The 25,521-nt window shown below is 65.8% G+C and carries 26 protein-coding genes and 1 riboswitch; of the genes, 15 read left to right on the top strand and 11 right to left on the bottom strand.

Annotation, left to right across the window (positions count from 1 at the left end; translation table 11 throughout):
- The first annotated feature begins 130 nt into the window (after positions 1-130).
- Together J2R76_RS30415 and J2R76_RS30410 are read left to right on the top strand one after the other, a co-directional pair.
- Positions 131-724: a L,D-transpeptidase gene (locus tag J2R76_RS30415; protein ID WP_057018994.1), complete on the top strand. Its 594-nt coding sequence runs from the start codon at positions 131-133 to the stop codon at positions 722-724.
- A gap of 58 nt (positions 725-782) precedes the next feature.
- Positions 783-1,820 carry an amino acid ABC transporter substrate-binding protein gene (locus J2R76_RS30410; RefSeq protein ID WP_141339963.1) on the top strand — a complete coding sequence of 346 codons (1,038 nt, stop codon included), beginning with the start codon at positions 783-785 and terminating at the stop codon, positions 1,818-1,820.
- Between the two features lie 355 nt (positions 1,821-2,175).
- Here the strand turns inward: J2R76_RS30410 and J2R76_RS30405 are convergent, their stop codons facing one another.
- A complete protein-coding gene (locus J2R76_RS30405; protein ID WP_253625303.1) occupies positions 2,176-3,315 on the bottom strand; it encodes an acyl-CoA dehydrogenase family protein in 1,140 nt (379 codons plus the stop codon).
- 152 nt (positions 3,316-3,467) lie between these two features.
- Entirely contained in the window at positions 3,468-4,652 is a 1,185-nt protein-coding gene (locus tag J2R76_RS30400; RefSeq protein WP_076834903.1) for an acyl-CoA dehydrogenase family protein, read from the bottom strand.
- Positions 4,653-4,822: 170 nt separating this feature from the next.
- On the opposite strand from J2R76_RS30400, the gene J2R76_RS30395 reads away from it, so the two are divergent.
- Both J2R76_RS30395 and J2R76_RS30390 read left to right on the top strand, forming a co-directional pair.
- Positions 4,823-5,368: a carboxymuconolactone decarboxylase family protein gene (locus tag J2R76_RS30395; protein WP_038385649.1), complete on the top strand. Its 546-nt coding sequence runs from the start codon at positions 4,823-4,825 to the stop codon at positions 5,366-5,368.
- 137 nt (positions 5,369-5,505) lie between these two features.
- The gene (locus J2R76_RS30390; protein ID WP_076834902.1) at positions 5,506-6,000 is read left to right on the top strand and encodes a VOC family protein; all 495 of its coding nucleotides are present in this window, start codon (positions 5,506-5,508) and stop codon (positions 5,998-6,000) included.
- A 366-nt stretch (positions 6,001-6,366) separates the two neighbouring features.
- Here J2R76_RS30390 and J2R76_RS30385 read toward each other — a convergent pair whose 3' ends face one another.
- Together J2R76_RS30385 and J2R76_RS30380 are read right to left on the bottom strand one after the other, a co-directional pair.
- Positions 6,367-6,870 (bottom strand): DUF2938 domain-containing protein, encoded by a 504-nt coding sequence (locus J2R76_RS30385; protein ID WP_076834901.1) that lies wholly within the window; start codon positions 6,868-6,870, stop codon positions 6,367-6,369.
- A complete protein-coding gene (locus tag J2R76_RS30380) occupies positions 6,863-7,726 on the bottom strand; it encodes a class I SAM-dependent methyltransferase (RefSeq protein ID WP_076834900.1) in 864 nt (287 codons plus the stop codon). Before J2R76_RS30380 ends, J2R76_RS30385 begins: the two co-directional genes overlap by 8 nt.
- Before the next feature lie 83 nt (positions 7,727-7,809).
- Between J2R76_RS30380 and J2R76_RS30375 the strand changes: the two genes are divergently transcribed.
- On the top strand, positions 7,810-8,244 hold the full coding sequence (locus J2R76_RS30375; protein WP_057019001.1) for a helix-turn-helix domain-containing protein: 435 nt from the start codon (positions 7,810-7,812) through the stop codon (positions 8,242-8,244).
- A 180-nt stretch (positions 8,245-8,424) separates the two neighbouring features.
- Here the strand turns inward: J2R76_RS30375 and J2R76_RS30370 are convergent, their stop codons facing one another.
- The 3 genes from J2R76_RS30370 to J2R76_RS30360 all read right to left on the bottom strand — a co-directional run bounded on the left by J2R76_RS30370 (position 8,425) and on the right by J2R76_RS30360 (position 11,852).
- Positions 8,425-9,639 carry an MFS transporter gene (locus J2R76_RS30370; protein WP_076834899.1) on the bottom strand — a complete coding sequence of 405 codons (1,215 nt, stop codon included), beginning with the start codon at positions 9,637-9,639 and terminating at the stop codon, positions 8,425-8,427.
- Between the two features lie 172 nt (positions 9,640-9,811).
- Positions 9,812-11,056, bottom strand: coding sequence for an MFS transporter (locus J2R76_RS30365; RefSeq protein WP_076834898.1), 1,245 nt, complete (start codon positions 11,054-11,056; stop codon positions 9,812-9,814).
- Positions 11,057-11,360: 304 nt separating this feature from the next.
- Entirely contained in the window at positions 11,361-11,852 is a 492-nt protein-coding gene (locus J2R76_RS30360) for a type II toxin-antitoxin system HicB family antitoxin (protein ID WP_076834897.1), read from the bottom strand.
- 86 nt (positions 11,853-11,938) lie between these two features.
- On the opposite strand from J2R76_RS30360, the gene J2R76_RS30355 reads away from it, so the two are divergent.
- Positions 11,939-12,811 carry a protein-L-isoaspartate O-methyltransferase gene (locus J2R76_RS30355; RefSeq protein ID WP_076834896.1) on the top strand — a complete coding sequence of 291 codons (873 nt, stop codon included), beginning with the start codon at positions 11,939-11,941 and terminating at the stop codon, positions 12,809-12,811.
- A gap of 6 nt (positions 12,812-12,817) precedes the next feature.
- Here the strand turns inward: J2R76_RS30355 and J2R76_RS30350 are convergent, their stop codons facing one another.
- Positions 12,818-13,492 (bottom strand): DUF938 domain-containing protein, encoded by a 675-nt coding sequence (locus J2R76_RS30350; RefSeq protein ID WP_076834895.1) that lies wholly within the window; start codon positions 13,490-13,492, stop codon positions 12,818-12,820.
- A gap of 265 nt (positions 13,493-13,757) precedes the next feature.
- On the opposite strand from J2R76_RS30350, the gene soxX reads away from it, so the two are divergent.
- The 8 genes from soxX to J2R76_RS30310 all read left to right on the top strand — a co-directional run bounded on the left by soxX (position 13,758) and on the right by J2R76_RS30310 (position 19,803).
- Positions 13,758-14,048 (top strand): sulfur oxidation c-type cytochrome SoxX, encoded by a 291-nt coding sequence (soxX, locus tag J2R76_RS30345; protein WP_076834955.1) that lies wholly within the window; start codon positions 13,758-13,760, stop codon positions 14,046-14,048.
- 33 nt (positions 14,049-14,081) lie between these two features.
- Positions 14,082-14,576, top strand: a complete 495-nt coding sequence (soxY, locus tag J2R76_RS30340; protein ID WP_057021237.1) for a thiosulfate oxidation carrier protein SoxY — start codon at positions 14,082-14,084, stop codon at positions 14,574-14,576.
- A 70-nt stretch (positions 14,577-14,646) separates the two neighbouring features.
- Complete coding sequence (gene soxZ / locus J2R76_RS30335; RefSeq protein WP_057021236.1) at positions 14,647-14,958, top strand: thiosulfate oxidation carrier complex protein SoxZ; 312 nt, start codon at positions 14,647-14,649, stop codon at positions 14,956-14,958.
- Entirely contained in the window at positions 14,955-15,878 is a 924-nt protein-coding gene (soxA, locus tag J2R76_RS30330; RefSeq protein ID WP_371852194.1) for a sulfur oxidation c-type cytochrome SoxA, read from the top strand. Before soxZ ends, soxA begins: the two co-directional genes overlap by 4 nt.
- The gene (locus tag J2R76_RS30325) at positions 15,875-16,189 is read left to right on the top strand and encodes a hypothetical protein (RefSeq protein ID WP_083715237.1); all 315 of its coding nucleotides are present in this window, start codon (positions 15,875-15,877) and stop codon (positions 16,187-16,189) included. The genes soxA and J2R76_RS30325 overlap by 4 nt, the downstream gene beginning before the upstream one ends.
- Before the next feature lie 34 nt (positions 16,190-16,223).
- Positions 16,224-17,972: a thiosulfohydrolase SoxB gene (gene soxB / locus J2R76_RS30320; RefSeq protein ID WP_076834894.1), complete on the top strand. Its 1,749-nt coding sequence runs from the start codon at positions 16,224-16,226 to the stop codon at positions 17,970-17,972.
- Positions 17,969-18,424 carry a hypothetical protein gene (locus J2R76_RS30315; protein WP_076834893.1) on the top strand — a complete coding sequence of 152 codons (456 nt, stop codon included), beginning with the start codon at positions 17,969-17,971 and terminating at the stop codon, positions 18,422-18,424. The genes soxB and J2R76_RS30315 overlap by 4 nt, the downstream gene beginning before the upstream one ends.
- A gap of 338 nt (positions 18,425-18,762) precedes the next feature.
- A complete protein-coding gene (locus J2R76_RS30310; RefSeq protein WP_076834892.1) occupies positions 18,763-19,803 on the top strand; it encodes an MBL fold metallo-hydrolase in 1,041 nt (346 codons plus the stop codon).
- A 168-nt stretch (positions 19,804-19,971) separates the two neighbouring features.
- On the opposite strand, the gene J2R76_RS30305 is transcribed toward J2R76_RS30310, so the two are convergent.
- The 3 genes from J2R76_RS30305 to J2R76_RS30295 all read right to left on the bottom strand — a co-directional run bounded on the left by J2R76_RS30305 (position 19,972) and on the right by J2R76_RS30295 (position 22,801).
- The gene (locus tag J2R76_RS30305) at positions 19,972-20,787 is read right to left on the bottom strand and encodes an ABC transporter substrate-binding protein (protein ID WP_076834891.1); all 816 of its coding nucleotides are present in this window, start codon (positions 20,785-20,787) and stop codon (positions 19,972-19,974) included.
- A 200-nt stretch (positions 20,788-20,987) separates the two neighbouring features.
- On the bottom strand, positions 20,988-21,761 hold the full coding sequence (locus J2R76_RS30300; RefSeq protein ID WP_076834890.1) for an ABC transporter ATP-binding protein: 774 nt from the start codon (positions 21,759-21,761) through the stop codon (positions 20,988-20,990).
- Positions 21,758-22,801: an iron ABC transporter permease gene (locus J2R76_RS30295; RefSeq protein WP_076834952.1), complete on the bottom strand. Its 1,044-nt coding sequence runs from the start codon at positions 22,799-22,801 to the stop codon at positions 21,758-21,760. Before J2R76_RS30295 ends, J2R76_RS30300 begins: the two co-directional genes overlap by 4 nt.
- Before the next feature lie 112 nt (positions 22,802-22,913).
- Positions 22,914-23,112: riboswitch (cobalamin riboswitch) on the top strand.
- A gap of 108 nt (positions 23,113-23,220) precedes the next feature.
- Between J2R76_RS30295 and J2R76_RS30290 the strand changes: the two genes are divergently transcribed.
- Complete coding sequence (locus tag J2R76_RS30290) at positions 23,221-25,485, top strand: TonB-dependent receptor (RefSeq protein WP_076834889.1); 2,265 nt, start codon at positions 23,221-23,223, stop codon at positions 25,483-25,485.
- The last annotated feature ends 36 nt before the right edge of the window (positions 25,486-25,521 follow it).

The following is a 25,521-nucleotide window of genomic DNA, read 5'->3' as shown; positions in this document are numbered from 1 at the left end:
ACAGAAGCATTACAGGGATATACCTGTGATGCCGCCCTAAGCTTGCCATCAAGCTGCCGCTGAGATTTGATGCTGCCTGATTTGCGGGTGGAGCAACCATTTGGCCGCGTGCCAACAAGGAGAGCTTTCAATGACGAAGTTTCGTCACCTGGTCTGGATGTTGATCGCGACGGGCGCGCTCGTGCTGTCGACGTCGCAGGGCTTCGCCCAGAACCGCCCGGACGCCGACGAGCCCGGCCTTGTTGCTGACGACGGCTACGAGCTCGACCCGGAATGGCAGAAGCAGGTCGTATATTACCGGACCAGTGAGGCGCCGGGCACCATCATCGTCGCGACCGCCGAGCGCCATCTTTATTTGGTGCAGGGCAATGGCCGCGCGCTCCGCTACGGTATCGGCGTCGGCCGCGAAGGCTTTCAATGGCAGGGCCTCGTGAGCATCACCCGTAAGGCCGAGTGGCCCGACTGGGTGCCGCCGCCGGAAATGATCGCGCGCCAGCCCTATCTGCCGCGCTTCATGGCGGGCGGCCCGGGCAATCCGCTCGGCGCACGCGCGATGTATCTCGGCACCACGGTCTACCGCATCCACGGCACCAACCGGCCCGACACCATCGGCACCGCCGTTTCCTCCGGCTGCTTCCGCCTGGTCAACAACGACGTCGCCGATCTCTACAACCGCGTTCCGGTCGGCACCAAGGTGATCATCCGGCAGAAGCCCGAACTCTGATCTCTACCCGCCTTCGATATCCGTCCTGATTTCCCCGATCCTTCGCGAGAGAGAACCCATGCGTACATTTCGAGGCGGCCTGACGATCGGGCTCGCGATCGCCGCGCTGGTTGCGGCCGCCGCCATCACCTATGAGCGTTACGACACCCGCACGCTGAAGCGCACCGTCCGCCGCGGCGACGTGCTGTGCGGCGTCAACAAGGGCCTGCCGGGCTTCTCGATCCCGGACGACAAGGGTAACTGGACCGGCTTCGACGTCGACTTCTGCCGCGCGGTCGCGTCGGCGATCTTCGACGACCCGTCGAAGGCGAAGTTCGTTCCGCTCGACGCCAGCGAGCGTTTCAAGGAGCTGCAGAACCGCAAGGTCGACATCCTCTCGCGCAACTCCACCTGGAGCATGTCGCGCGAGACCAATTACGACCTCTATTTCCCCGCGGTCGCCTATTATGACGGCCAGGGCTTCATGCTGCCACGCTCGCGCAACATCGATTCCGCGCTCGACCTGAACGGCAGCAAGGTCTGCGTGCAGGCCAACACCACGACGCAGCTCAATCTCGCCGACTATTTCCGTGCCAACAACATGAAGTACACGGAGATGAAGTTCGACAAGCTGGACGACGTCGTGAACGCCTACAACTCCGGCCAGTGCGATACGCTAACATCGGACGCCTCGCAGCTCTATGCGCTGCGGCTCAACCTCGCCAAGCCGAGCGACCACACGATCCTCGCCGACATCATCTCCAAGGAGCCGCTGGCGCCGGTGGTGCGCTTGCGCGACGACGACTGGATGATGATCGTGAAGTGGACGCTGTACGCCATGATCAACGCCGAAGAGCTCGGCATCACCTCGAAGAACATCGACGAGGCGCTGAAGTCGAAGAAGCCGGAGGTGATGCGGCTGGTCGGCACCGAGGGCAGCTATGGCGAGGATCTCGGTCTGACCAAGGACTGGGCGGTGCGCATCATCCGCCATGTCGGCAATTACGGCGAGGTCTACGACCGCAACGTCGGCGCAGACTCCAAGCTGAAGATCCCGCGCGGCATGAACCAGCTCTGGAACGCCGGCGGCGTCCAGTACGCGCCGCCGATCCGGTAGACTCTCCATCGTCATTGCGAGGAGGTCGCGACAAAATTGCAAAGCAATTTTGCGCTGAAGCGACGAAGCAATCCATTTCGCCACAAGTGGAGAGATGGATTGCTTCGCTTCGCTCGCAATGACGAGCCTATGCCAAGCCGCCCTCACCGCTGTCATCACCCGCGCGAAAGCGGGTGATCCAGTACGCCGCGGCTTCTCGGCTCAAGCGCCGACGTCTCTGGAATACTGGAACGCCCGGTCCCGTCTACGCCAAGGCTTCGACGAGGCTTTCGCTTTCAGGCGCGCCGAAGCTTGAGCGAAGGCGGCGAGCCGGGCGATGACAGCGTGTTGCGTAGCGACAATGACGCGGCGAAGATCAATACCCCTTGCCGCTCGCCAGCTGGTCGGTGTGGAAGTTGCTGTCGCCGAACAGCTCCTGGCAGACGCGGGCGCGCTTCATGAAGAAGCCGATGTCGAACTGGTCGGTCATGCCCATGCCGCCATGCATCTGCACGCCCTCCTGCACGGCCAGCGTCGCAGTGGTGCCGGCGCGGGCCTTTGCCACCGCGACCGCGGTGGCCGCCTTGTCGATGTCCGTGTCGAGCGCCTGCAGCGCCTTCAACACAGCGGCGCGCGTAATCTCGATATCGATGTAGAGCTGCGCGGCACGGTGCTGCAGCGCCTGGAATTCGCCGATCGCCTTGCCGAACTGCTTGCGCTCCTTCAGATAGGCCACGGTGCGGCCGAACACCTCGTCGGAGAGGCCGACCATTTCGGACGCCACCGCGCCGCGGCCGATATTGAGCACGCCCTCGAGCAGCCCAAAGCCCTGATCGACTTCGCCGAGCACGCTGTCGGCGTTGACCTCGACATTGTCGAACACGATGCGCGCCGCGTTGTGCGAATCGACCATCGCGGTGCGCTCGACCGCGAGCCCCTTCGCCTTCGGATCGACCAGGAACAGCGTCAGCCCGTTCCTGTCGCCGGCGCTGCCCGCGCCGCGCGCGGCGACAATCAGGAGGTCGGCGGTGTGGCCGTCGACTACGAAGGCCTTGTCGCCCGACAGCTTGAAGCCGTTGCCGGAGCGCGTGGCCTGCAACTTGGTCTGCAGCGGGCGATGCTTGGCGCCCTCATCGATCGCGAGCGCCGCCAGCAGCGAGCCGTCGGCGATCTTCGGCAGATGCTGCGCCTTCTGCGCCTCGCTGCCGCCGCGCGACAGCGCCGAGGCGGCGAGCACCGAGGTCGCGAGGAACGGCGACGGCATCAAGGTGCGGCCGATCTCCTCCATGACGATGCCGGCCTCGACGCAACCGAGCCCGTTGCCGCCGAACTGGTCCGGCACCAGCAGGCCGGAGAAGCCCATCTCCGCAAATGTCTTCCAGAGATCGCGCGAGAAGCCGGTGGCATCCTTGGCATCGCGCAGGCCGCGCAGATGCGCCACCGGCGCCTTGTCGCTGATGAGACCGCGCGCACTGTCGCGCAGCATGGATTGTTCTTCGGTGAGGACGAGGGCCATAGGAAATCCGATCTAACGTTCTAAGCAACGGTCTGAGTTCGTCATTCCGGGGCGATGCGACAGCATCGAACCCGGAATCTCGAGGTTCCACAATGCGCAACTGCGCATTAGGGTTCGCCGCTTCGCGACGCCCCGGAACGACGGTGCAGCGATCACGCGCCCGGCAAATCGAGGATGCGCTTGGCGACGATGCCGAGCATCACCTCCGAGGTGCCGCCCTCGATCGAATTGGCCTTGGTGCGCAGCCAGGCGCGCGGGCGGGCGCCGCCTTTGGAGCTGTCGCTCTCCCATTCCAGCGCGTCGATGCCGCCGGCCGACATCAGGATCTCATAGCGGCGCTTGTTGAGCTCGGTGCCGTAATATTTCATCGCCGAGGAGAACGCCGGATGCGATTGCCCGGCCTTGGCAAGATCGACCGCGCGCTCGGCGGCGGCAGCGAGCGCGGCCTCGTCGACCTCGAAGCTCGCGATCTGGCTGCGCAGCTGCGCGTCATCGAGCTTGCCCTGCGCGTCCGCACCGACCGAGTCGGCGGCGATCTGGCCGAGCGGACGACCGACGCCGCGCTCGCCCATGCCGGAGATCATCGCGCGCTCGTGCTGCAGCAGATATTTCGCGACATCCCAGCCGCGATTGACTGATCCGACGACATGCGACTTCGGCACGCGAACATTGTCAAAGAAGGTTTCGCAGAACGGCGAATAGCCCGAGATCAGGAGAATCGGCTTGGTCGACACGCCCTTCGAGGTCATGTCGAACAGGATGAAGCTGATGCCGTCATGCTTCTTCGCCGCCGGATCGGTGCGCACCAGGCAGAAGATCCAGTCGGCGTAGTTGGCGTAGGACGTCCAGATCTTCTGGCCGTTGATGATGTAATCGTCGCCGTCGCCGACCGCGCGGGTCTGCAGCGAGGCGAGGTCGGAGCCGGCATTCGGCTCGGAATAGCCCTGGCACCAGCGGATCAGGCCCGCGGTGATCTTCGGCAGATGCTCCTTCTTCTGCTCCTCGGTGCCGTATTTCAGCAGCGCCGGTCCCAGCATGGAGATGCCGAACGAGGTCAGCGGCTGACGCGCGCCGATCGCAGCCATCTCCTGGCGCACGATCTTGGCCTCCTCGCCGTCGAGGCCTCCGCCGCCATATTCCTTCGGCCAATGCGGCACGGTCCAGCCCTTGTCGCGCATCCGCTCGAACCAGACGCGCTGCGCCTCGGACGAGAATTTCGTGTTGCGGCCACCCCAGAAGGTGTCGCCATCCGAGGTCATCGGTTTGCGCATCTCCGCCGGGCAATTCTGCTCCAGCCAGGCGCGGGTCTCCGCGCGGAATTTCTCGAGGTCGGCCATGGTGCGTTTCCAGTCAAAAAATCGTCGAATTGGATTCGACCTTAGACCTACGCAGCCGCCGAATTCAATATGCCTCGCGGCCGCGCCATGCTCTGGCGTCGCTACTCACTGCGCGCGATCGGGTGTATCGCCGAGATGGGGTAACGCTTGAAAAACAAGAGGAAACGGACATGCGGCTGAAGCTGCTTTCGCCTAGCGAAATGAACGCCGCCCAGAAAGAAACCTACGACGAGTCGATCGCCGGCAAGCGCGGCGCGCCACCGGCGCCGATGATGGCCTGGCTGAACAGCCCGGAGATGGCACGGCATGCGACGCGGCTCGGCGAGGTGCTGCGCTTCGACACGATCTTTCCCCCAAAGCTGTCGGAGATCGCGATCCTCGTCACCGCGCGGCACTGGACCGCGCATTACGAATGGTATGCCCACAAGCGCCTGGCGCTGAAGGGCGGCCTCGACCCGAAGATCATCGAGGACATTCGCGTGCGCCGGACGCCGACGTTCGACGATCCCAAGGCCAGGGTGATCTACGACGTCGCCAAGGCGCTGCACGAAGGTCACGGCCTGCCGAAGGCACTGTATGACGAGGCGGTCGAGGTGCTGAGCCAGCGCGGCCTGGTCGAGGTGATCGGCCTCTGCGGCTACTACACCATGGTGTCGATGACGCTGAACACGTTCGAGTTCCAGCTGCCCGGCGGCGAGCTGTCGGAGCTCTGCTAGACGCCGGCGGACCGTGGCGCCTTTCGAAAACCTTGCGTTTCCGGATCGAACGCTCCGGCGTCGGCAAATCCGGACTATATCAGGCGGCGAAACCTCGCCCCTGATGGCAGGGGCATTGACGTCAACGGGGTCCGCTCATGCCAGAGAATCCCCCCATCATCGCGGGCACCCGGATCGGGCATGTTCACCTCAAGGTGGCCGATCTCGAGCGCGCGCTCGGCTTCTATTGCGGCGTGCTCGGCTTCGAGCTGCAGCAGCGCCTGGGCGCGGACGCGGCCTTCATCTCGGCCGGCGGCTATCACCACCACATCGGCCTCAACACCTGGGAGAGCAAGGGCGGCCATCCGCCGCCGCCGGGCACCACGGGCCTGTTCCACACCGCCATCCTCTATCCCACCCGCCCGGCGCTCGCCGATGCGCTGCACCGGGTGCTGTCGGCCGGCATCCAGCTCGACGGCGCCAGCGACCACGGCGTCAGCCAGGCGCTGTACCTGCGCGATCCCGACGAGAACGGCGTCGAGCTCTATTGGGACCGCCCCGAGACCGAATGGCCGCGCAGCGCGGACGGCAAGCTCGCGATGTTCACGCGACGGCTGGACCTGGACGACCTGCTGAAGCAGCGCGCGACGTAATTCCGCAAGGCGATAATTTCGTAGCCCGGATGAAGCGCAGCGAAATCCGGGGTTCGCTCCATGAGGTAATACTGCTCCCGGATTACGCTTCGCTCCATCCGGGCTACGAATGCTTTCCCCTTCCCCCTGAAAGGGGGAAGGTCGGGATGGGGGTTAGCCGCGGGCTCTGCTGCAAGTGGAGAGAGCAGATCCCCACCCGCTTTGGTCTGCGAGCAAAGCGACCTCCCCTTTCCAAGGGGAGGTGAAGAGGTAGCTCGGATGGAGCCAACGGGTCGCGCGAACGCGCGCCCGATGACAGGCTCCGCGAAATCCGGGGTTGGCGCCGTGGGGTGATACTGTTCCCGGATTGCGCTTCGCTCATCCGGGCTACGAGTTCAGGAACGGGTGCGCGAGCCAGCCGGCCGCATAAAGCCCAATCCCAAACACCGTGTGCGTCACGAGGCTCTGCAGCCGCGCCGCCCATGGATGGGGCGTACGGCTCGCGGCAATGCCGGCGCCCATCGCGGGCTGCATCACCAGGAACGGCGCGGCCACGCTGCCGATCCCGACCATCAGAGCCGGAGCGATGGTGGGCTGCCGCGCCCAATCGAGGCCGAAGATCGCAAGCAGCACGCCGGCAAAGCCGATCCCGATCAGATAATGCGCGGTCCATCCGATGACCCGTTCGCCCACGACCTGTGGTGACGCGGCGATGCGGTCGTGGCGCAGGCGAGCGGATACGAGATGGCCGAGCCAGCGACCGACCAGGGCATAGTCCAGCGACGGGATGCCAAGCAGGCGCTTTCGAACCATCCCCCAGATGTCCATCACGACGGTCGCACCGATCCCGGTCAGCACCGCGCTCGCCACAAATTCCGCGGCTTCAACCATGCGCGGCCTCCGCCGGCGCTCGTGCCGCGACCATCCAGCAGGCGGCGGTGAAGCGAATCTCGGTCCCGTGGATGTAGCGATCGAACGCACCGCGCACGGTCTCGATCACTCGCGTGCGGCGCGGCTCCTCCATCGCCTGCAGCATCGTCCCGACCGGGCCGAGCCAGCTCACATAGCAGGCCAGCTGTGATGCCGGAAAGCCGAGGGCGACATCGACCGGTTCGATCGCGATCGCGTCCCAGCCGCTATCCTCCAGGATAGTTTCGACCCGCTTCCGGTCGGCAAAGCCGAACTGCCCCGGCGCATCGGGACGCCGCGGCGGAAGATCCGGCAGCAACGGCTTCGCTGCCTGTTCCGCCGTCGTCATGAACGGGTTCTCGGCGGCGCCGCGCCAGGCGATGAAGCGGATCGCAGCATCCGGCCGGGCCGCGCGGCGCAGATTGGCGAAAGCCTGCACCGGATCGGCAAAGAACATCACGCCGAGGCGCGAGATGATCATGTCGAAGCTCGCGGGCGCGAACGGATAGGTCTGCGCGTCGGCGCAGATGAAGCTGACCGGCCGCCCCTCCCGCTCCGCGCGGGCGCGCGCCGCCGCGATCATCGGCTCGGAAATGTCGATGCCGGTGCAATGCCCTTGACGGCCGAGCACGCGGGCCACAGCGAAAGTCGTGGCGCCCGTGCCGCAACCGATATCGAGCACCCGGCTTGCCGCGGCATCGGACACCGCCTGAAGGAGCAGCTCTTCAAGCGGCCTGAACATCCCTTCCAGCACCTCGCGCGTCTCGACCCAGGCGCGGCCGGCGGCGCCGTTCCAGAGTTTGACCTGCTCGTCGTCGACTTGCGCTGCGACACCCATGATTCTCGTCCTTGTTGATGCTTGCCTTACGCAACCGATAGGGCTGGATACTGCCAGTTCAAGTGAACTTGAGGTCAAGGGCCATGCGGGACATCGATATCGCGGAGGTGGCGGAGCTATCGGGCGTGCGCGCCTCGACCTTGCGCTTCTACGAGGAGAAAGGTCTGATCGCCTCGCATGGCCGGCGCGGGCTGCGCCGCCTGTTCGATCCGGCCGTGCTCGACCGGCTGGCGCTGATCGCGCTCGGGCGCGCCTCCGGCTTCTCGCTCGACGAGATCGCAAGGATGTTCGCGCCCGATGGAAGACCACGCATCGACCGGAAAATGCTTTCTGCCAAGGCCGACGAGCTCGACCGCACCATCCGCAGGCTCAACGCGATGCGCGACGGCCTGCGCCACGCCGCCGTCTGCCCGGCTCCGAGCCACATGGAATGCCCGACCTTCCGCCGCCTGCTGCGGGTCGCGGCGGCCGGCAAGATCGGCGAGAAGAAGGCGCGGAAGTCACGCCGCAAGTCGTAGAACGTAGCCCGGATGAGGGAAGCGACATCCGGGGACAGGTCTTTATTCCCCTTCCCCCTGAAAGGGGGAAGGTCGGGATGGGGGTCAGCCGCAGGCGATGCTGCTCATGGAGAGAGCTGATCCCCACCCGCTTTGCTCTGTGAGCAAAGCGACCTCCCCTTTTCAAGGGGAGGTGGAAAGCTACTTCCCTTTCGCCATGATCGTCGCCGCCGCGATCAGCTCCAGGCCAATGCAGCCGTAGAACGGCAGCGAATAGCTGCCCGAGAGATCGCGCAGCAGCCCGACCACGCCGGGGCCGAAGGCGTAGGTGATCTGGTTGATCGCGGTGATCAGGCTGACCAGCACGCCGAACGCACGCGGATCGAACTCGCGCTGCACGATCAGCGCCGGCAGCGTGATCAGATTGCCGACCGAGAAGCCGAACAGCGCGCAGGCGGCGATCTGCGCCACGTCATTGTGCACATTGATGATGACGGCGAGCGCGACCGCCTGGCTGATAAAAGACAGCGCCGATGCCAGCCGCTGGTTGAGCCGGTCGATCACGAAGGAGAACGAGACGCGCCCGACCACGGCCATCGCGGTCAAGAGCGCCATCGCCACCGTCGCGCGCTCGCGGCCGATTACCTGATCGAGATAGGCGATCAGATGCACGATGAAGCCGACCTGGGCGAACAGCACCAGCGCGAAGGCAATCGAGACCGAGAGGAAGCGGATGTCGCGCAGCGCCCGGCTGCGCACCTGGGTCGCTGACGGCGCGTCGGCAGCGGCGGCCGTGACCGCGTGCAGATGCACCGGCGGTTGCCCGACGAAGATCAGGATGACAGGCACCATCACCACGATCAGCAGCCCCGCGGCCGCGATCATCGCGCCGGAGAAGCCGAACGTGCCGATCCCCGCCACCAGCAGCGGCACGCCGACGATGCCGCCGAAGCTCGCGCCGTTCAGCGCCAGGCTGATCGCCATGCCGCGTTTCTTGTCGAACCACAGGCCGAGCGTGTTGGTGATGATGCCGAGGCTGGTGCCGGCCCAGCCGAACGCCAGCAGCGCATCGGCGAGATAGAGCTGCCAGGGCTCGCGCACCTCGCCGATCGCAACCGCTGCGATCGCCATCCCAAAGGTGCCGGCGATCAGGCAGCTGCGCGCGCCGAACGCCTTGATCGCCTCGCTGACGAAGGCGACCAGCGCGGCGCCGAACAAATAGAAGAAGGTCGTGCCCGACGAGATCAGCGATGCCGGCCAACCGTGCAGCCGCTGCAGCTCGGCGACATAGACGCTCTGGCCGTAGAAGCCCAGTCCCCAGCCGAAGGTCGCGAGCAGGAAGCAGACGACGACGATGCGCCAGCCTTCGTAGCCAAGCGAGGATTCATCAGGCAGCGTGGCTGAGGATGCGTCCATTTCTTGCTTTTGCTTCTCACATCGTCATGGCCGGACCAACCCGATCCCATGATGTGAACAGCGTTGCAAGCGGATCATTTCGAAGCCGATCGAAGTGTCAGCAATTGGCAGCAGCATGGTCCGGAAAAGTGCGAAGCGGTTTTCCGAACAGACCATGGTCAAACGACAAGCTTTAGATGCTGGGATCCGGGATTTCTTCCACCGCGCGCAATTTCGCGCGTCGCTTGGCGAATGAAGCGAACGAAAGCACGGCAAGGCCGAGCAGCACAGGCGGGAACACCACCCAGTTGACGGCATTCCAGCCGTAATGCGCGAGCAGCTGGCCCGACGAGAACGAGCCGATCGCCATCATGCCGAACACGAGGAAATCGTTGAACGCCTGCACCTTGTTGCGCTCCTGCGGCCGGTGCGTTTCCAGCACCAGCGCGGAAGCGCCAACGAACGCAAAATTCCAGCCGATCCCGAGCACGAACAGCGTCGCCCAGAAGTGCGGCGCAGTGACGCCTGACAGTCCGATCATCGCGGCGACCGCCTCGAGCGCCAGCCCGAGCGCGACGATCACGGGCGCGCCGAACCGCGCGATCAAGGAGCCCGTGAAGAAGCTCGGGCCGTACATCGCCACGATGTGCCACTGGATGCCGAAATTGGAATCGCTGACCGACAGCCCGCACATCTTCATGGCGAGCGGCGCCGAGGTCATCACCAGATTCATCATCGGATAGGCGATCACGCCGCACAGCGCCGCGGCGATGAAGCGCGGCTGCTTTGCGATCTCGAGCAGCGGGCGGCCGCCATGCAGGTCCGCCGCCGCAGGCTTCGGCGCGTCGACGCCCGAGAGCACCGCCATCGCCACCAGCGCGACCAGCGCCTGCATCACGAAGGAGAACGCGAACAGATAGGGCGGCCAGATGTCCATGGTCCATTGCACGAGCTGCGGCCCGAGCACGCCGGCGAACACGCCGCCGGCCATCACCCAGGACACCGCCTTGGGCCGGAACGCGACACTGGCGCCATCGGCCGCGGCAAAGCGGTAGGACTGCGCGACGGCGCCGTAGAGCCCGCCGAGGAAGGTCGCGCCGCAGAACAGCCAGAACGATGAATGCAGGATCGCCCAGGCGCCGAGCGCGCCGGTGAGCGTGCCGCAGAAGGTGCCGATGATGAAGGCGACGCGCCTGCCATAGGCGCGCGAGATCGCGCCGGTCGGCAGCGTGCCGGCGGCAAGCCCGAGCACATACATCGAGAGCGGCACCGTCGCGAGCGAGACGTCGGGTGCCAGCGTCGCGCCGACGATCGAGCCGGTGGCGAAGATCACCGCCGAATTGGCGCCGGTCAGCGCCTGCGCCGCCGCAAGCCGCCACACATTGCTGCGCGCCCGCGCGTCGTCGCTCGCCTCATCCGCAGCCGTCACGTCAATCATCGGTGGTCCCGCCCCGAAGCCCCGGCGGGAGCCCCCAATCGGGCGCACTATGGAGAGCGGGTCGAGGCCGATCAACCGGCGCAAACGGACGTACGCCATGCAGGAGGCGCACGAGGGGATCGCTTGCTCTCACAGAGTGACGTCACAGCAGCCCGGCACTTCTATCAGTACCGTCATCCTGAGGAGCGCGTAGCGCGTCTCGAAGGATGCACGGCCAACAGCCGGACCGTCGACCCTTCGAGACGGCCGCTCTGCGGCCTCCTCAGGGTGACGGTGAGAGAGCTGTCGCTCGATGATCGATCGCCTACCGCGCCGGCTTCTTGCCCATCCGCTTCTCGGCGCGCAACGCGCCGGTCTTGTGCACCTTGGAGCGCGGCCCGACGAGGTGCGGCTTGTGAACGTGCCATTCAAGCGCAAGCGTCGCGGCGAAACCAAAAAAGCTCGAACGGCTCATGCCGAGTCCGGCGGCATGCTTGTCGATCCGTGCGATGAGGCTCTTCGGCAAATAGACGTTGACGCGCTCGGACGGGTCGGGCGGATCGACGCCGACCATGAAGAAGGCGGCGACGTCCGAGCCCTTCGGCGCCACGATGCGCTCGATCGGGGTCGGCTCCGGCAATGGCTTGCCCTGCTCGACCCAGCCGTCGACGGTTTGCGCCAGCGTCTGCTCGGCGCGCTCGATCGCGTCTTCCTGCGATCGTCCCGCGGCGACGCAGCCGGGAAAGTCCGGGAACCACGCCCCGAACGCGCCGCGCGGCCCGCGCTCCAGCACGGCCGGATAAAGCCGTCTCTTCATTCTGGCCTCCGTCGCCGCAGTATGCTATTTCACACACCTCGGTGTGTCAAATCACACAACACGCGACATCGTGGGAGCGCGCGGCAATGGACCCGCAAGCCGAACTCCGCATCGTCCGCGCGGCCTATGCCAAGCAGATCCTGGCCGCCGCCAACACCATCAATCCGCGGCTGACGGAGGCCTTCGCCGCCATTCGCCGCGAGGACTTCGTCGGCCCGGGACCATGGATGATGCTGCGCTGGTGGAGCCGCGACTATGCGCCGACGCCCGATGCCGACCCGATCTATCTCTACACCAACGATCTCGTCGCCTTGCGACCCGAGCGACGTCTCAACAACGGCCAGCCGTCGCTGCATGCCTATCTCATGCACCAGGCCGCACCCACCGCCGGCGAGCACGTGGTGCATATCGGTACGGGCACGGGGTACTACACCGCGATCCTCGCGCATCTGGTCGGACCGTCCGGCCGCGTGACCGGCATCGAATACGATCCGGACCTTGCGGCAGACGCTCGCGCCAATCTCGCCGCTTACGCAAATGTCGAGATCATCCAGGGCGACGGCACACAGGTTGCGTTCGAGTCCGCCGACGTGATCTATGTCAACGCCGGCTGCACCCGGCCTGCCACGCGATGGCTCGACGGGCTCGCCGCCGGCGGCCGCCTGATCCTGCCGCTGACTTCGGATGAGGGATTCAAGGGCGGCGCGCCGGATCAGGTGGCGCGATCCGGCGCCGTGTTCCGGATCCGGCGCGAGGAGGCAGCGTACCAGGCGGACTGGATATCACCGGTCGCGATCATTCCCTGCGACGGCGGCCGGGACGAGACGTCCGAAAAAACGCTCGCCGAAGCCTTCGCCCGCGGCGGCTGGCAGAAAGTGACGCGGCTCTATCGCGACGCCGGGATCCCCGATGAACGTTGCTGGCTGCGTGGGCCAGGCTGGTGCCTGGCTTACGATTGAGCGCGGCTACTTGCGGGCAAAGACCAAAATCATGTTGTTGGCCGGCATCTCGAAGCTGCCGGCGAGCTTGAGCCCGACGCGCTCCGCAAGCGTCTCGAGATCGGCGATATCGCGCACCCCCCACTCGGCGTCGCGCTCGCGCAGCGACGTGTCGAACACGGCATTGCTGAGCGCGGTGTGCTTGCCGCCGCGCTTGAACGGGCCGTAGAGCAACAGCCGGCCGTCGGCGCGCAGGTGCCGCGCGGCGCCGGCGAACAGGCCCTCGGCCACGCGCCACGGCGCGATGTGGATCACATTGGCGCAGAAGATCGCGAGCAGTTTGTCCGGACCTTTGCCGTCCGGCGGCGCCGGCGACCAAGCCGGGTCGGACAGATCGATCGGCTGCGGCGGCCGGATGTTCGGAAGGGCGGCATGCGCGCGCCAGGCCTCGATGCTGCGCAGGTGCGCCGCATGGAGGTCGCTCGGCCACCAAGTGATGTCGGGCGTCTGACCGGCGAAATAGACGACATGCTGGCCGGTGCCGCTGCCGGCTTCCAGCACGTCGCCGGATTGGCCGGCGAGATGATCTTTCAGAACTGCCCAGATCGGCTTATGGTTGCGATGGAACGCGGGCGCATCGAGCCGCCCGTCCGCCTCGACCGGCCGGCCGTCCTTGCCAAACTCCGCCACGAATTCCGCCACCGCGCTTCTCCCTACGCCTCAGCCACATCTCAACCGCACAAACATGACAGGCGGAAGGCGCAGGACATGCGCTCCAGTGCCGGACTGCCCCTGTGGCATTAACCCCGTCGCAACGCGCCTATTCTCCGTGTTGCCAGCCGATGGCCTTTGTGCTTTCCACGCTTTATATTGCGATGGGATCATCGAGATTGAAGCCCGGGAAACGTCCTTGATCGCCACTTTCTCCAAGCCAGCCTTCGTCCTGGCGCTGCTGGCGGGCACCGCCATGGCCGCGCCCGCCAAGGCCCAATCCGCCGCCGAGGGACAAAAGCTCGCCTTCGACCGCGGCAAGGGCAATTGCCTGACCTGCCACGTCATCAAGGGCGGCGACCTGCCCGGCACGATCGGCCCCGAGCTGAGCGGCCTGAAGGCCAAATACAGCCGTGACGAGCTGATCGCGATCGTGACCGACGAAACCAGGCGCAATCCGCAGACGGTGATGCCGCCGTTCGGCCGAAACCGGATTTTGAGCGAGAAGGAAATCGACGCGGTGGTGGACTTCCTGCAGACGCTGTGACGCCGCGACCGTCGCTTGAGGAGATTTTTTTCGATGAACATCACGACCAGCGAATTTTTCAAAGCGCGCCGCATGGTGCTGAAGGGCGCCGGCGTCGCCGCGCTGATCGGCCTCGGGGTCATTCCGTTCGACGTGCCGCAGGCGCTCGCCGCCGCCAACGACAAATATCCCGAAGACGCATTCAAGCAGAAGAACGAGGCCGACGCGATCAAGGCGCTCTATGGCAAGACCGCCGAGCCGTCGGACAAGATCAAGATGGATGCGCCGGAGATCGCCGAGAACGGCGCGGTGGTGCCGATCTCCGCCACCACGACGCTGGCCGACGTCACCTCGATCTCGTTTCTGGTGAGCGAGAATCCGATCTCGCTGGTCGCCTCATACAGGATTCCGGCCGGCACGCTGCCGACCGTCTCCAACCGCATCAAGATGGCGAAGACCAGCAACGTCACCGCGATCGTCGAGGCCGGCGGCAAGCTCTACAGCGCCAAAAAGGAAATCAAGGTCACCGTCGGCGGCTGCGGCGGCTGAGTACGCATGATCCGGAAAAGTGGGAACCGGTTTTCCGACAAGAACATGCGCAAACAATAGGGATAATCAGATGGCATCGAGCATTCGCGTGCGCGCCACGTCAAACGGCGACACCACCGAGGTGCAGGCTCTGATCCAGCATCCGATGGATTCCGGCTTCGTCAAGGACGCCAAGGGCGAGATCATTCCGCCGCATTTCATCCAGCAGCTCACCTTCGAATATGACGGCAAGCCGGTGTTCGTCGCCGACTGGGGCGGCGGCGTCTCCAAGGATCCCTATGTCAAGTTCGCCTTCAAGGGCGGCAAGAAGGGCGACGATCTGAAGGTCAGCTGGGTCGACAACAAGGGCGCGACCGACACCGCCACGGCGAAGATTCAATGACGCGGCGCCTCGCAATCCGTGCTCTAGAGCGTTTTCGAGCGAAGTGGGCGCCGGTTCGCGTGAAGAAAACGCGTCAAAACAAAAATCTAATTGCCACGTTCGCGCTCGGCGTGCTGGCGCTCGCGCCGGTCGCGCGGGCGGCCGACACCGTCGATCCCGCCGCCGACAAGGCCGCTTTCCAGAAATTCTTCACCAGCAAATTCCCCAAGCTGAAGCTCGAGGATTTCGTCAACGGTCCCTATTCGATGAATGAGGACCTGCACAGGCAGTGGGAGGAGAAGGAGCAGTTTCCGCCCTACGAGTTCTCGCTCGAAGCCGGCAAGGAGATGTTCGCGACGCCGTTCAAGAACGGCAAGACCTACGCCGACTGCTTCCCGAACAAGGGCATCGGTATCCGCCAGAACTATCCCTATTTCGACGAGAAGGAAGGCAAGGTCGTCACGCTCGAGCTCGCGCTCAACCGCTGCCGCGAAGCTAATGGCGAGGCGCCGTTCTCCTATCTGAAGGACGACATGGCGGCGCTCACCGCCTACATGGCCTTCACCTCGCGCGGCAACCCGATGGACATCAAGATCCCGAACGATCCGCGCGCGCTCGAGGCCTATCAGAAGGGCAAGGAGTATTTCTACACCCGCCGCGGCCAGCTCAATTTCTCCTGCGCCACCTGCCACATCCAGAGCCCGGGCGAGCGGATCCGCGCCGAGGTGCTGGCGCCGGCGCTCGGCATCCTGAACGCGATGCCGATCTACCGCTCGGAATGGAGCGGCATGGGCACGACCAGCCGCCGCTTCACCACCTGCAACAGCCAGATCCGCGGCGTGCCGCTCAATCCGCAGGACGACGAGTACCGCAACCTCGAATACTATCTGTCCTATGTCAGCAACGGGCTGCCGATTTCGGGTCCGGGAGCACGGCCATGAGCGCGGCCATCAAAACTGTCCTCGCAGCATCAGCCCTGCTGATCGCAGCGGCGACCTGTGCCCTCGCCGCCTCCGAAGCCGACTACAAGGCCGCCTACGCCGCCGCCGAAGCCGCCAACAAGGAAGCAGGCAACCTGCGCAACCAGTGGACCACCACCGCCTCGACACTATCTGCCGCAAAAAAGGCCGGTGAGGCTGGTGATTTCGACACCGCAGTCGCCAGGGCCAAGGAGGCCGAGGCGCTGGCAAAGGCCTCGATCTTCCAGGCCACCAGCGAAAAGGAACGCTGGAAGGACATGGAAGTTCGTTAAGAGCGCGCAGGCCAGGGGCCGCGCGGAGAGAATGATGATCATCCGCCGCCGGGAATTCCTGAAAGCTGCGGCCGCCGCAACGCTGACGGCCGGCCTGCCCCGCCTTGCGCGCAGCGCCGATACCGCCAGCGTCTACGACCTCGAGCGGTTCGGCAACGCCCGCATCCTGCACATGACCGACACGCATGCGCAGCTGAAGCCGGTGTTCTTCCGCGAGCCCGGCGTCAATCTCGGCGTCGGCGCGATGGCCGGCCAGCCGCCGCACCTCGTCGGCAAGGCGTTCCTCGACCGCTTCGGCATCCGGCCCGACAGCGCCGACGCCTACGCCTTCACCTGCGTCGAATTCGAGAAGGCCGCCGGCCGTTTCGGCCGGCTCGGCGGCTTCGCCCACCTGAAGACACTGGTCGACAAGCTGCGCGCCGATGTCGGCGAAAAGCGTTCGATCCTGCTCGACGGCGGCGACCTCTGGCAGGGCTCGGCGCTCGCCAACGCCATGAACGGCGCCGACATGGTGGAGGCCGCCAATCTGCTCGGCATCGAGGCGATGACCGGGCACTGGGAATTCACCTATGGCGAGCAGGTGCTGCGCGACAACCTCTCCCGCTTCAAGGGCGAGTTCCTGGCGCAGAACGTGTTCCTGACCGAGGAAGCCGCGTTCAACGACGCCAAGGCGTTCGACCCGGCTTCGGGACGGGTGTTCAAGCCGTCCTTCATCAAGGAGATCGGCGGCCATCGCGTTGCGATCATCGGCCAGGCCTTCCCCTACGTGCCGATCGCGCATCCGAAGCGCTTCACGCCGGACTGGAAGTTCGGCATCCGCGACGAGGAGCTGCAGAAGCTCGTCGACGGCCATCGCAACAACGACAAGGTCGAGGCGGTGATCCTGCTGTCGCATAACGGCATGGATGTCGACCTCAAGCTCGCCAGCCGCGTCACCGGCATCGACGTCATCCTCGGCGGGCACACCCACGACGCGATCCCGATCCCGATCACGGTGACCAATGCCGGCGGCGTCACGCTGGTGACCAATGCCGGCTCCAACGGCAAATTCATCGGCGTGCTCGATCTCGACCTTGCCAAGGGCAAGGTCGCCAATGTCCGCTACCGGCTGCTGCCGGTGTTCGCCGAACTGCTGAAGCCCGATCCTGCGATGCAGACGCTGATCGACAAGATGCGCGATCCGCATGCCGACGAATGGAACAACAAGCTGGCCTCGGCCGACCGGCTGCTCTACCGCCGCGGCAATTTCTCCGGCACCGTCGACCAGTTGATCTGCGATGCGCTGCTGAACGAGCTCGACGCCGAGATCGCGCTGTCGCCGGGCTTCCGCTGGGGCATCACCACGCTCGCCGGCCAGCCGCTGACCATGGAAGACGTGCTGTCGGAAACCGCGATCACCTATCCGGAGACCTACGTCGCCAAGATGACGGGTAGCCAGATCAAGGATGTGCTGGAAGACGTTTGCGACAATCTGTTCAACGTCGATCCCTATTATCAGCAGGGCGGCGACATGGTCCGCGTCGGCGGCCTCGCCTACACCTGCACGCCGGCCGAGACTGTCGGCAAGCGCATTTCCGAGTTGAAGCTTGGCAACGGCAAGCGTCTCGAAGCCGGCAAGCACTACAAGGTCGCAGGCTGGGCCTCGGTCAACCAGCAGAGCGGCGCGCCGATCTGGGATGTCGTCGCCAGGCACCTGCGCTCCGGCCGGCCGCCGAACCGCGACGAACCCGGCGTGACGCTGAAAGGCGTCGAGGACAACCCGGGCATCGCGAGGCACGGATGACGCGCCGCGCGCTGATCGCGGCATTCGGCCTTGCTGCGCTCGCGCTGGCGACGCCGCTCGCGCGTGCCCAGCAGGCGCCGTTGCAGGACAAGCCGTTCGCCGAGCACAAGGTCGTGCTGCAGCTCTCCGACAACGATCCGAGGAAGCAAGGCCTCGTCATCAGCGTCGCCAACAATCTGATGAAGCACTACGACCCCGACAAGGTCGCGGTCGAGATCGTCGCCTTCGGCCCGGGCATCGACCTGCTCAAGCCCGACAACCCGAACCGCAAGCTGGTCGAGAGCCTGGTCGCGCAGGGCGCGCGGGTCGACATCTGCCTCAACACCGTCGACACGATCGAACGCGACAGCGGCAAGCGGCCGGACTACATCGCCGTCGCCACCCCCGTGCAGGTCGGCGTCGCGCAGATCTTGCTGCTCACCGAGAACGGATACACGCTGGTCCGGCCGTAACGGCCCCGTCGTCATTGCGAGCCAACGGGTCGCGCGAACGCGCGCCCGCAGGAGCAGGCTGGAGTTACGTGCGGCCGTAACTTCGTCTCTTCCACGACCTCGATGCATATCCCGTCATCCTGAGGCGCGAGCGGAGCGAGCCTCGAAGGATGCACGGCCCAGATGCCTTGTCCCATTCGCGGAAAGACCCGGGCCGTCCACCCTTCGAGACGCGCGCAAGAGCGCGCTCCTCAGGGTGACGGGATCCGGCTGGGGTGGGGATGGATTTGCTTTGAACGGACCCTATCTATGGAATAATATCCTCCATGTGACTCGGCCCGGAGAATAGGTAAGCCGTCATGATCTTTCGCCAGCTCTTCGACAGCGTATCCGGAACCTACAGCTATCTGCTCGCGAGCCGCGCCGGCGGCGAGGCACTGATCCTCGATCCGGTGCTGGAGAAGGCCGATCGCTACTGCAAGCTGCTCCAGGAACTTGACCTCAGGCTGGTCAAGGCCGTCGATACGCACCTGCACGCCGATCATGTCACCGGCCTCGGCGAGCTGCGCGACCGCACCCAGTGCATCACCATCATGGGCGAGCAGAGCAAGGCCGACGTGGTGTCGATGCGCGTCTCCGACGGCGACAAGGTGACGATCGAGGGCCTTTGCCTCGAGGCGCTGTACACGCCCGGCCACACCGACGATTCCTACAGCTATCTGATGGGCGACCGCGTCTTCACCGGCGACACGCTGCTGATCCGCGGCACCGGCCGCACCGACTTCCAGAACGGCAGCGCGCGGGCGCAGTACGATTCGATCTTCAACCGGCTGCTGAAGCTGCCGGAGGAGACCATGGTGTTCCCCGCGCATGATTACAAGGGCGACACCGTCTCCACCATCGGCGAGGAGAAGCGCTACAATCCGCGGCTGCAGGTCAAATCGATCGACGACTATGTCGAGCTGATGAACAACCTCAATTTGCCGAACCCGAAGCTGATGGACGTCGTGGTGCCCGCCAACATGCATGTCGGCCTGCACCAGGACGAACTCGCCAAGGAAGGCCTCTCCCTCAGCGCGCGCGACGCCATCGCGAGTCTCGGCCGCCCCGATATCCTTCTGGTCGATTTGCGCGAGAGCGGCGAGCGGGCCAAGCACGGCACGCTCGCGGGCGCGCTGCACGCGCCCTATCCGGGGATTTGCGCCACCCTGCAGCCCGGCGGCATGCTGCGCGAGGTCGCCGCCGCAACCGGCCGCCGCGTCGTGTTCTTCTGCGCCTTCGGCGAGCGCTCGGCGATGGCGGTGGCCGCCGCGAAGAAGGCGGGACTGGCCAACACCGCGCATATCGATGGCGGCATCGATGCGTGGAAGAAGGCCGGCGGGCCGGTGGTGATGGGATAGTCTCATAACCCTTTAGCCCGCTCGCAAATATCTCACCGTCTGAGGTGCGAGCGAAGCGAGCCTCGAAGGGCGACGGCCACACTCCTTCCGCGAACTCCTGGAAGTATCCGGGCCGTGCATCCTTCGAGACGCGGCTTCGCCGCTCCTCAGGATGACGGGTTTGGAAGGTCACTGCGTCACTCGCTGCAACTCTTCCGTCAGGCGATCCAGCGCATCCGCCAGCATCACGCCGCCGCACACCGTGAGCCGCTCCGGCAGCACGATGCGCTTGCTTTGCGGATAGAAGCGCTCCAGCGCCGGATGCAGCAGGAAGGCGCGACCGTCATCCTCGGCGCGGTCGCCGGCTTCCGACACCAGGATGAAATCCGGCCGGAGTTTTACGATCGCCTCCAGCGAAGCAAACCCGCCTGCGCCGACGCCAAGTTCGCCGGCGGCGTTGGCGAGGCCGGCTGCCGCCAGCAGCGAGCTGACCAGGCTATGGTCGCCCGAGACAAAGCCGCGCCGCTCCAGCGGCAGCACGCGGTAATGATGCGCGCTTGCCGCCGCCCGCGCATGCGCGATCGTCGCATCGAGGCGCGCGATCTCGGCCTCCGCGCGATCGGGATGCTGCACCACATCGCCCATCGCGCGAATCTGGTCCTTCACCTCGTCCAGCGTGCGCGGCACGGTGAATTCGACGAGGTGCAGCCCGTGGGCCTTCAACAGATCGCGGGTCGCGCGCTTGTCGAACAGGCTGACCACGACGAGGTCGGGCTTGAGCAGCAGCACGTCCTCGGCCTCGCCGGACAGGCGCGGAAAGTTTCGCGCCTTCTCCGCGGCCCAGGATTGCCAGGCATCGCGCGAGAAGCGGCTGAGGCCGATAATCTGGTCCGGATCGGCCAGCGACAGCACGAGCTGGTCGCTGCAGACATTCATCGAGACGATGCGCGGTCCGGCGGCGAACGCGGCGCCGGCGGAAATAAGCCACAGCAGTATCGCGACCACCGCACCAAGATGAAGCGAAGCGAGATGGCTGCCACGCTGAAGGTGCGCCCCCTCTCCCGCTTGCGGGGGAGGGTTGGGGTGGGGGTTTCGCCGCGAGCCATATCGTGGAGAGAGCCCCCACCCGCTGCGCTCGTCGAGCGCAGCGACCTCCCCCGTAAGCGGGAGAGGTGAACTGAGCTTGTGGTGAGGCCGTGGCCACATCAGACGTCCGCCCACGGCACGATGACGGCTTCGCGCTGAAATTCGGCGCGATAGGCGCTGACCCGGAACACGCTGGCGAGGACGCTCTCCGACAGTGCCTCGACGGGCGCGCCTTGCGCTGCCAGCCGCCCCTCCGCGAGCACCAGCACATGATCGGCAAAGCGCGCGGCGAGTCCCAGGTCATGCGTCACCACGATCACCAGCACACCGGCATCGGCGACGTTGCGCAGCTTCTGCATCACGTCGATCTGGTGGCGTGGATCGAGCGAGGCGGTCGGCTCGTCGGCGAGGATCACCGGCGCCTCCACCGCGAGCACCCGGGCCAGCGCGACGCGGCTGCGCTCGCCGCCGGAGAGTTCGGTGACGCGGCGATCGCTGAACTCAGTGACGTCGACCGCCTGCATCGCGCGCAGCACCGCCTCCATATCCGTCTGCGACAGCCGCGCCGGATCGGTCGCGCCGTGCGGATAGCGGCCGAGCGCGACGATGTCGCGCGCCGGCAGCGGCCAGTGCACCATGTGCCCCTGCGGCAGGTAGGCAAAACGTTTCGCACGCTCGCGCAGCGGCAGCGACGCCAGCGGATCGCCGCCGATCCGGATCTCGCCGCCCGACGGAATCAGCCCGGAGAGTGCGCGCAGCAGCGTGGTCTTGCCGGCGCCGTTCGGCCCGACCAGCGCGACCAGATGGCCCGATGGCAACGACAGCGAGACATCGTGCAGCACCTTGCGGCTGCCGAGCGAGGCATTGAGAGCGGCGGCGGAGAGCAGCGTCATGCCACGCCTCCGCCGAGCGCGCGGCGTTCGCGCATGATCAGATAGAGGAAGAACGGCACGCCGATGATCGAGGTCAGCACGCCGACCTTGATGTCGGAGGTCGAGGGAATGATGCGCACCGCGATGTCGGCCGCGAGCAGCAACGCCGAGCCGGTGAGCGCACTGGGCACCAAGAGCCGCGCCGGATCGTGACCGATCACGGGACGCATCAGATGCGGCGCAACCAGGCCGATGAAGCCGATCGTGCCGGTGACTGCGACCGCGCCGCCGACGCCAAGCGCCACGCCCGTGATCACGAAGAGCCGCAACCGCCCGACGTCGACGCCGAGGCTCTGCGCCGCCTCCTCGCCAAGCGTCAGCGCGCGGAAGGCGCTCGCCTGGCTGAGCAGGATGGCGGCGCCCGCGACGATGAAGGGCAGCGCCAGCGCCACGTGCTGGAAGCTGCGGTCCTCCAGCGAGCCGAGCAGCCAGAACGCGATCTCCAGCACCACAAACGGATTGCTCGAGAGATTCATCACCAGTGCGGTCGCGGCTCCCGCAAAGCTCGAGATCGCGAGCCCAGCGAGGATCAGGATCAACAGCCCGGCATTGCTGCCGGCGATCGCAAGCAGCGCGAACACCGAGCCGAAGGCGGCGATGATCGCCACCACCGGCAGCGCGTAGGAGCGCACATCGGCGAGGCCCAGCGCGATCACCAGCACCGCGCCGAACGCCGCCGATTGCGGCGCGCCGAATAGCGACGGCGAGGCCAGCGGATTGCGCAGCAGCCCTTGCAGCGCCGCACCGGACAGCCCGAGAATGCCGCCGATCGCAAATGCCAGGATGGTGCGCGGCAGGCGGATCTCGCGCACGATCACCTGCGCCACATCGCTGCCGCCGCCGAACAGCGCCTCGATCACCGCGAGCGGCGACAGCCGCACCGGCCCGATGCCGAGCGAGAGCACACACAGCAGGACCACGAGCGCGAGCAGCGCCGCCGTGGCGCCCCACCGGCGCCGCGCCGCGACCTCGGCCGCCAAGGCAAAATCCTGCGCGCTCATCGGATCCATGCTCTTACAGCGATCGCCGTGGCAGACAAGCGACACTCGACAAAAACCGTGGCCGCGCGGCCGCCGCCCGACTTCCGCCGGATTGACTTTGCTACCCGGCCGAACCCTAGATGAACATGACGGTTCTTTCATGAGATGAAAAGGGAATGCGGTACGGGGAAACTTCCCCAACGCCGCGGCTGCCCCCGCAACTGTATGCGGTGAATCCTTCGTCACAGGCCACTGGGAATCTCGGTCCTGGGAAGGCGACGAAGGGTAACGACCCGCGAGCCAGGAGACCTGCCGTCAGCCGTGGTCACACGCGATGCTGCCGGTCGGGGAGTACAGGCATGAGCTTCACCTGATGCTGTGAGCACGATGGTGAGACTGGTTCGCGGTGACGTGCCACTGACGTTGCCGAGGCCTTGCTTATGTTCTCCTTCCCTTTCCATCGGCGGCGCCGCGCGCTTCTGCTCGCGTCGACGATGATCGCGCCGGCGATCCTTGTCTCCGCAGCGCGGGCGCAGCAGGCACCCGCTCCCGATCAGCTGCCGGCGATCGAAGTCACCAAGCCGGGCGACCAGAACGTCACGCGCGCCAGGCCGGCCGCTGACGAAGCGCCGGCGCCGCGACGCCCGGCGCCGGGCACCTCGCAAGGCAACAATACAGGCAGCGGAGCCGGATCGGGCACGACAGGGACCGGCGTGGCCACCGGAACGGGCGGCACCGGCGGCCGCCAGTTCGCCGGCATTGTCGGCTCCTCCTCGGCCGTGATCACCGCCGACGACATCGCGCATTCGCCGGTGCAGTCGTTACCCGAGATCCTCGCGCAGGTGCCGGGCGTGCAGCTGCAAACGCCCTATGGCGGACCGAACGGCGCCAAGACGTCGGTCGACCTGCGCGGCTTCGGCGCATTCGCGACCGACAATACCCTTTTCCTGCTCAACGGCCGCCGCCTCAACGACGTCGACAAGGCCGGCTTCGACCTCACCACGATTCCGCTCGATTCGATCGAGCGCATCGAGATCACGCGCGGCAACAGCGGCGCGGTGCTCTACGGCGACAACGCGGTGGGCGGCGTCGTCAACATCATCACCAAGACCGGCGTCGGCGGCCCGCCGACGACGATGCGGGCCGAGGCCGGAGTTGGCTCGTTCAACACCCGCATGGCCGCGGTCTCCGCGGCGCTCAATTCCGGCCCGTGGTCCACCTCGTTCTACGGCAACGGCATCAAGTCGGACGGCTACCGCGTCAACAATGCGCTCGACCAGCGCAACGCCGTCGGCAACATCAACTACACGACGCCTGATCTCACCGCCTTCCTGACCGTCACCGGCAGCGACCAGAAGCTCGGCCTACCCGGCGGACGGCTGGTCGATCCGTCGATCGGCGTGAACGAGCTGCTCACCGATCGCCGCGGCGCCGCGACGCCCTTCGACTATGCCAACCAGCAGACCGCCAGCGTCACCGCCGGCTTCACCAAGACGCTGATGAACGGCGTCGACCTCATCGTCGACGGCGGCTGGCGGCAGCGCGAGACGCAGAGCGGCTTCTTCGGCACGGTGCCGACCATCAGCTTCGCCTCGACCTACAATGACGCCGCGCTGCAGACCTGGTCGCTGACGCCGCGGCTCAGCGTCAAGAATGTGATGCTGGGCGTGCCGTCGACGATCCTGACCGGCATCGACTATTACGATTCGAGCTTCCGCGAGGCGCGCGGCGCCTATCAGGGCGTCGACCCGTTCCACATCTACAATATCGAGCAGCAGAGCGTGGCCGGCTATTGGCAACATACGCTGGGCCTGTTGCCAACGACCGACATCTCCTACGGCGCGCGCGTCCAGAATACCAGCATCTCGGCGCGCGATCGCTACGACCCGAATGCGCCGTTCGCGTTCGACACGCAGGCGGCACCGCTCGACAGCAACGAGACGCAATACGCCCTGCATGTCGGCGCCGAGCATCGCCTGACCGACACCTTCTCGGTGTTCGGCCGCGCGGCACGCGCATTCCGCACGCCTGATGTCGACGAACGCGTCGCGTCGGGTCCGTCATTCGACCCGCTGACCTTCGCCCCGATCCCGCAGAATTTCCAGCTCAAGACCCAGACCTCGCAGGATGTCGAGGGCGGCTTTCGCGTCAGGACCAACCTGTTTCAGGTCCAGACCAGCGTCTATCTGATGGATCTCGAGAACGAAATCCATTTCAACCCGGTGCTGTTCTTCAACACCAACCTCGACCCCACCCGCCGCTATGGCTCGGAAACCAGTGCCTCGCTCAAGTTCAGCGATACGGTGACCCTGCGCGGCGGCATGGCGATCACCCGCGCGGTGTTCCGCGAAGGCATCTGGGCCGGCAACGACGTGCCGCTGGTGTCGCGCTACACCGGCAATCTCGGCGTCACCTGGAATATCTGGCAGAACTATCTGGTGTTCGACGCCACGGTGCGGGCCTGGAGTTCGCGCATCATGGACAACGATCAGGCCAACACCCAGAGCCGGATTCCCGGAAACGCCACCGCCGATATCAAGCTGAGCGGGCAAGTTGACCGCTTCTTCTGGTCACTGAGCGTGAACAACCTGTTCAACGCGCTCTATTACGACTACGCCATCGCGAGCACGTTCACCGAAGGCCGCTTCTCGGCCTATCCGCTGCCCGGCCGCACCTACATGGTAAAGGCCGGCGCGACGTTCTAGAGCGTGAACCGGTGGGGCGGGTCTGCCCCGCCGCAC

Origin of the sequence: Bradyrhizobium sp. USDA 4532 (assembly GCF_024171315.1) — a bacterium.
In the GTDB taxonomy this organism is placed as follows: Bacteria; Pseudomonadota; Alphaproteobacteria; order Rhizobiales; family Xanthobacteraceae; genus Bradyrhizobium; species Bradyrhizobium australafricanum.
Note: the sequence above shows the minus strand (reverse complement) of the source record. Positions and strands in the feature narration are given on the sequence as shown.